Origin of the sequence: Streptomyces sp. 13-12-16, assembly GCF_002114215.1 — a bacterium.
Taxonomy (GTDB): domain Bacteria; phylum Actinomycetota; class Actinomycetes; order Streptomycetales; family Streptomycetaceae; genus Streptomyces.
This window is the reverse complement of sequence record NZ_NCTE01000498.1, coordinates 1-6336: the sequence shown is the minus strand read 5'-3', so window position 1 is coordinate 6336 and position 6336 is coordinate 1. Positions and strand designations below refer to the sequence as shown.

General features: G+C 73.5%; 3 protein-coding genes. All 3 read right to left on the bottom strand.

Features of this window, described 5'->3' with window-relative positions; all coding sequences use genetic code 11:
• Positions 1 to 121 precede the first annotated feature (121 nt).
• Genes B7767_RS19655 through asnB form a run of 3 tightly spaced genes read right to left on the bottom strand, consistent with a single transcriptional unit; the run spans position 122 to position 6222 of the window.
• On the bottom strand, positions 122 to 2086 hold the full coding sequence (locus tag B7767_RS19655; protein WP_085573332.1) for an alginate lyase family protein: 1965 nt from the start codon (positions 2084 to 2086) through the stop codon (positions 122 to 124).
• Positions 2083 to 4269: a bi-domain-containing oxidoreductase gene (locus B7767_RS19650; RefSeq protein WP_085573331.1), complete on the bottom strand. Its 2187-nt coding sequence runs from the start codon at positions 4267 to 4269 to the stop codon at positions 2083 to 2085. Before B7767_RS19650 ends, B7767_RS19655 begins: the two co-directional genes overlap by 4 nt.
• Before the next feature lie 18 nt (positions 4270 to 4287).
• Complete coding sequence (asnB, locus tag B7767_RS19645) at positions 4288 to 6222, bottom strand: asparagine synthase (glutamine-hydrolyzing) (protein ID WP_085573330.1); 1935 nt, start codon at positions 6220 to 6222, stop codon at positions 4288 to 4290.
• Between the last annotated feature and the right edge of the window lie 114 nt (positions 6223 to 6336).

The following is a 6336-nucleotide window of genomic DNA, read 5'->3' as shown; positions in this document are numbered from 1 at the left end:
TGGCGGTCGGCTTCGGCCGCGCGTCCGGCGTGCCGCCGTCGCAGCCGGTCGCCGCCGCCAGCAGGACCAGCGTCAGCGGTGCCGCCGGTAACGCCCGGTGCCGCCACTTCGTCCCCACGGATCAGGCCCCCTGACCGCGGAAGCCGAGGACGGTGACGTACTTCTCCGTGCCGTCGGCGGAGCCGGTGCCGACCAGCGTGGTGATGGGTTCCCTGCGTCCGAAGCCGGCGGAGTACCAGCCCAGCGGCGGCTCGGTCTCGCCGCGGTGCGCCCGCCAGGAAAGCCGCCCGGGCAGGTCGAGGACCGCGGAGCGGTCCTCGCCGTCCCGGGTCCAGGTGAGCACGGCCCGGTTCCCCACCAGGTCCGCGGTGATCTCCGGGCCGAGGTGGAACGCCAGGCGCACCTCCCGGCGCGGGCCGCGCACCTCGTCGACCACCCTCAACTCCCGTGTGATGGACGTCAGTTCCACCCGGCGGCGGTGCACGGAAGGACGGTAACCGTCGTGCTCGGCGCACCAGCTGACCGTCCCTTCGCCGAGGGTGCCGGACGTGTCCACGGCCAGGACGCGGCTTCGGGCGTGCCGGGTCCACAGGAACGGGCCGCCGGAGACGGACTGGTCACCGCCGTCCAGTTGCAGGGTGTTGTGGCCGAGGGTCGACCGGAAGTACCGCCGCCACTCGGGCTGCCCGTGGTAGCAGTACGTCCCCGGGTCGGCGAGCACGTCGACCCCGTCGTGCCGGACCTCCACGGACAGCGCGTCCGCGTGGGCGTGCGCGGCGATGGACAGGAACCCGTGCGGACCGCCGTCGCAGCGGCACCAGATCTCCTCCGGACCGCGCAGGACGGTCATCCCCGCGTCGGCGAAGTGGGCCGGCCGGCTCGCCGGGCGAGCGGTCCCCCTCTCCGCGTACGGCCGGACGAGCGCGGCCAGCAGCGGGGTGCGCACATCGGTGCCGGTCACCTCCGGCCACCAGTCGAGCCGGCCGAACACGGCGTCCCCGGTGGCCAGCAGCGAGCCCCAGCGGTCGGTGCCCGCGCCGTCCACGACCAGACCGTGCCCGTCGTCCGCGTCCCCCTGGCGCGGCGGCCGCAGCCGGTTGTCCACGACGGCCGCGAGCGCGTCGGTCATCCGCAGCAGCACCAGCCGGACCGTCGCGGGCACCGGCACACCGGCGGCGTCCGCCTCCGCCACCGCGGCCAGACCGAGTTCCAGCACGAGCCCGTGGTACTCGGTGGCCAGCTCGCGGTTGAGGCCGGAGAGGAACGTGTTGGCCCGCAGGTGCCGGTCCAGCGACCGCAGTGCCTCGGCCCGCCAGCGCGCCGACTCGGGGAACCACCCGAACGCGCAGGCCGCGGCGGACTGCCCGGCGGCCTCGGCGACGACGTGGTTGTTCGCCGAGGAGCCCCGGCTGGGGAAGGCGGCCAGCCAGCGCTGGTGGTGCCAGATCTGGTTCCGCGCCACCGGGTTGTCCTCGAACAGGGCGGCCGCGCCCGGCCAGCCGTCGAGCAGCCGGCGGATCCACACCCAGGACAGCAGCCGGATCCCCAGCTCGATGCCGCTGACCCAGTGCACCCCGCGCAGCGGCGCGTTGGCCGCCCACCACGACCGCAGGTGCTCGGCCACCCGCTCGGCGTACCGCTCGTCCCCGGTGACCGCGTAGGCGGCGGCGAGCCGGGTGAGGTACTGGTGCCGGGACGGCTCCCAGATCTGCTTGATGTCCCCGACCGCGTCCTCGTCGCGGTACGGCACGTCGAAGGCGTAACCCGAGGGAGCCCGGCGTCCGGTCTTGGGGTCGTACCACCAGTCCGGGTCGATCAGGTCGTCGCGGTCCACCCCGAAGAACTCGGCGTGCCCGGCCATCAGCCGGTCCGCCTCGGCGACGAGACGTTTCGCGGCGTCCGGCGGCACCGCGGCGACCGCCCCCGGGGGCAGGACCGCGGTGAACCGGGCGCCGGTCACGTCCGGGCAGTCCGGCGGCGCCGACCGCCACCGCCGTCTGCGCACCGTGTCGCCCACCCGGCCGCCGATCTCCCGCGGCCCCATCCGGGACAGCCGCCGCAGGTACCACCCCGCGCTCATGGTCATCGCGCCCCCGTGAGCGTCACCGGCGCGCCCTGGGCCAGGCCGGCCCGTACGGCGAGGGTGGCCGCCGTGGTGGCGACCAGCGACTCGAGCGGCACCGGCATCGGCCCGCCGGTCCGTACGGCCTTGACGAACGCGGCCAGTTCGGCGTTCTGGCCCTTGTCCCGGGCCTTGGGCAGCCGCGAACTGACCCACCGCTTGCGGCCGGCCCCGCTGTCCGCGAACACCGAGGCGCGGACGAAGTCGTCGAGCCGCAGCACCTTGCCGTCCGCGATGAGGTCCAGCGTCTCCTTGGGGAACCCGGACGATCCGGTGGTGACGTAGCTGATCGTTGCCGTGGACCCGTCCGGGTAGCGCAGGACGACCTGGAGGTCCTCGTTGCCGGACGGGGCGACCGCGTACACCGAGACCGGGTCGGCCTCCAGCAGCCAGCTCGCCGTGTCGATGAAGTGCCCGCCCTCACCGGCGAACCGCGAGCCCTCGGTGTCCTGCCTCAGGTACCAGCTCCCGTGGTCGAGACGGCCCGCGTTGACCAGGTAGCGCAGGCTCGCCGGACCGGTCCGGGCGCCGAACCGCTTCCTGGCCTCCTGCAGCAGCGGCGCGAACCGGCGGTTGAAGCCCACCTGGAGCCGGTCGTTGCCGGACTCCTCCACCGCGGCGAGCACACCGGCCAGTTCGTCCTCGGTGAGCGCCAGCGGCTTCTCCACGAACACCGCCTTGCCGGCCAGCAGCGCCTTCCGGGTCAGCTCGGCGTGCGAGCTGTGCCGGGTGACCACGAACACCGCGTCGACGGCACTGTCGCCGAGCACGGCGTCGAGATCGGTGGTGGCCGCCGTGAAGCCGAACTTGCGCTGCGCGTTGGCCCCGGACAGCGCCGTCGTGGTGACGACCGTCGACAGCTCGACGCCGTCGCGCCGCGCCAGGTGCGGCAGCAGCATCGACGACGCGTAGTTGCCCGCGCCGACGAACGCGAGGCGCACCGGCGTCCCGGCGGCCCGCACCGGGCTCCGCTTCACGTTCACGGCGGGCACGGCCACCACCGGGGCCTCCGCCTCGACCTCCTGCCCGGGGTACCGGAACAGCACGGCCACGGCCTTCAGTTCGCCGTCCTTCAGGCTCCGGTACGTCTCGACGGCGTCGTCGAAGTCGGCGACGTGGGAGACCAGGGGCTCCACGTCGACGCCACCGCGGGCGACGAGGTCGAGGAAGCACGCCAGGTTGCGGCGTTCGGTCCAGCGCACATAGCCGATCGGGTAGTCCCGCCCCTCCAGTTCGTACTCCGGGTCGTAACGCCCGGGGCCGTACGAACGGGAGAACCGGACGTCGAGCTCCTTCTCGTAGTACGCGTTCCACGGCAGGTCCAGACGGCACTTGCCGATGTCGACGACCCGGCCCCGGTCCCGGCAGAGCCGGGCGGCCAGCTCGACGGGCTGGTTGCTGCCGCCGCCGGCGGCCAGGTACACCTGGTCCACGCCGTGACCGTCGGTGAGTTCGGCGACGGCATTCTCCACGGCCGCGGACGCGGGATCGCCGCAGGCCGCCGCGCCCAGGCGCTCGGCGAGCTCGCAGCGCGCCGGATCGGGGTCGGCCCCGACGACCCGTACCCCCGAGGCGGCGAGGAGCTGCACCACCAGTTGCCCGATCAGCCCGAGGCCGATGACCAGCGCCACCTCGCCGAGCCGCGACTCGCCCTGGCGGACGCCCTGCAGCGCGATCGACCCGACGGTCCCGAAGGCCGCGTGCCGCGGCGCGAGACCGTCCGGCACCCGGGCGTAGAGGTTCTTCGGCACCCAGTTCAGCTCGGCGTGCAGCGCGTGCTCGTTGCCGGCGCAGGCCACCAGGTCGCCGACCTTCACGTCGTCGACCCCGGCGCCGACCTGCTCGACCACCCCGCACAGCGAGTAGCCCAGCGGCGTGTAGGAGTCCAGCTTGCCCATCACCTTGCGGTAGGTGGCGGGCACCCCGTTGGTGGCCACGCTCTGCACGACCTTCGCCACCTGGTCCGGCCGGGAACGGGCCTTGCCCACCATCGACATGCCGGCCTCGGAGACCTTCATCAGCTCGGTCCCGGTGGAGATCAGCGAGTACGCGCTCCGCACCAGCACACCGCCCGGCTTGCAGCCCGGCACCGGCACGTCGAGCAGCGCCAGCTCGCCGCTCTTGTAGTTCTGCACAACCTGTTTCACCGGAAGTCCTCTTGTTCTCTACGCCGTCAAGGAAGGGGTCTGGCCGGCCTTGGAGGTCGCGCCGCGGTACCAGTACTCGAGGGTCAGCACGTGCCACAGATGCTTGGAGAAGTCCCGCTGCCCGGCGGCGTCCTCGGCGACGAGCCGCTGAAGCGCGTCGCGGCGCAGGATCCCGGAACGGACCAGCTCGCCGTCGTCGACCACCTCGCGCACCAGCGGCGCCAGGTCCCGGCTCATCCAGGCCCGCAGCGGGGCGCTGAACAGGCCCTTGGGCCGGTACACGATCTCCCGCGGCAGGATCGACGTGGCCGCCTCCTTGAGGACGGCCTTGCCCTGCCGTCCGGCGATCTTGCGGTCGCCGGGGAAGGCGAACGCCGCCTTCACCACCTCGACGTCCACGTACGGCACCCGCACCTCGGTCGACGCGGCCATGCTGGAGCGGTCCGTGTAGGCGAGGTTCAGGCCCGGCAGGAACATCCGGGCGTCGCCCAGGCACATGCGGTTGACGAAGTCGTCGAGGTCGTTGTCCTGGTAGGTGTCCGCGTGCTCGGTCAGCACGTCGTCGACCGCCGGGGCCAGGTCGGGGTCGATCAGGGCGAGCAGCTCGTCCCGGTCGTACATGGTGTAGCTGCGCCGGAACGCGGTCTCCTCCGGCAGGTCGGCGAAGGAGAGGAACCGCTTCGCGAAGCGCACCGACCGGTACCCCCGGCGACTCGTCGCGACCGGCAGCCGGTCCACCGCCGCGGACACCCCGCGCCGCAGCGGCCGAGGGACGCGCTGGTAGCGCAGCGCGATCAGGTTGGCCAGGTGCTTGCGGTACCCGGCGAACAGCTCGTCGGCGCCCATCCCCGACAGCATCACCTTGACCCCGGCCTCCCGGGCGGCCGAGCAGATCAGGAAGGTGTTGATGGCGGCGGGGTCGCCGATCGGCTCGTCCAGGTGGTACGTCATCCGCGGCAGCAGGTCGAGCACGTCCGGGGCGATCTCGATCTCGTGCAGGTCGACGCCGAACCGCTCGGCCACCCGCCGGGCGTACCGCAGGTCGTCCGGCATCGCCTCGAACCTGGCGTCCTCGGCGCGGAACCCGATCGTGTAGGCGGAGATCCCGGGTCGGTGGCGGGCGGCCAGCGCGGTCAGGTAGCTGGAGTCGAGGCCGCCGGAGAGGAAGGTCGCCACGGGCACGTCGGAGAGCAGGTGCCGCCGGGTCGACTCCTCGACGACGGCGGCCAGGTCCGGCCGCTCGCCGGCCAGGGCCCGCTCCCGGCCCTCGGCGGCGACGTCCCTCAGGTTCCAGAACCGGCCGCGCTCCACCCGGCCGTCGGGCCGGCACCTCAGCCAGCTCCCCGGCGGCAGCTTCTCCGCCTCGCGGAACGCGCACCGCGAGTCCGGCACCCAGTAGTACAGCAGCGAGGCCACGAGGGCCGCGGGGTCCACCTCCAGCGACCCGCCGGTCACCGCGGCGAGCGCCTTGAGCTCGGAGGCGAACACCAGACCCGTGCCGCGTCGCAGCAGGAACAGCGGCTTGATGCCCAACTGGTCCCGGGCCAGCACCAGTTCGCCGGTCCGCTCGTCGAAGATCCCGAACGCGAACATGCCGCGCAGCCGGGGCAGACAGTCCGTGCCCCAGCGCCGCCAGGCCTCCAGGACCACCTCGGTGTCGGAGGTGCCGCGGAAGCGCACCCCGGCGGCCGTCAGCTCCGTACGCAGCTCGGGCGCGTTGTACAGCTCGCCGTTGTACGTCAGGACGAGGCCGCCCGAGACCATCGGCTGGGCGCCGGTCTCCGACAGGTCGACGATGGCCAGCCGGCGGTGCCCGAGGTGCACCTCGCCGTCGCCGACGGGGCGGCTGTACCGGCCCGCCCCGTCCGGACCGCGATGGGCGAGGACATCGGTGAGCCGGTCGGCCACGGCCTTCCCGTCCGGCCACCGGTACGTGCCTGCGATGCCACACATGTCCTACCGTGCCTCCTGGTCGCTGTCCGGGACCCGTGCCGCCGGCATCGGCAGCCGCTCCGTCCCCCGCCGGCCTTCCCCCACTGCCCGGGCGGCGTGGGAGGGACCCCCGCC